The 491-nt window shown below is 43.0% G+C and carries 1 protein-coding gene; it reads left to right on the top strand.

The genetic code is table 11. From position 1 onward, the window contains the following. Positions 1–491: BatD family protein (locus HC175_RS17805; RefSeq protein ID WP_168139605.1), on the top strand; the 491-nt coding region annotated here is incomplete at both ends.

Below are 491 nucleotides of genomic sequence, written 5' to 3'. Positions count from 1 at the left end.
GAAGATGGCGACAATTTTACCCCGCCACAATTTTCAGACTTTACAGTGGTGGGAGGGCCTAACCAGTCGGTAAGCCAAAGCTGGGTAAATGGGAAAAAAAGCTTTTCGAAAACCTACAGCTATTTTCTGGCGCCAAAAAAGAGAGGTAATCTTACTATAGGCCAGGCAGAGATCACCATTGAGGGCACAGTTTACAAAACATCACCCGTACAGGTAGAGGTAACTGCAGCCGTAGATCAACCTACTGATGGTGAGAATTCTGAATATATTGCTTCAGAGAGTATTCATCTTGTCGCGGAGATCTCTAATACAAATCCTTATCTCAACGAAGCCATTACTGTAGTTTACAAGCTATATGTGAGTCCGCGGATCAATGTGAGCGACTGGAGACAGATCGATAATCCTAAATTCAGTGATTTCTGGAGTCAGAATATTGATATTCGAAGACTGGAAGTGGAGAATGGCACTTATAATGGAGAACCCTATCGGTT

The organism is Salinimicrobium oceani (assembly GCF_012037645.1).
Note: the sequence above shows the minus strand (reverse complement) of the source record. Positions and strands in the feature narration are given on the sequence as shown.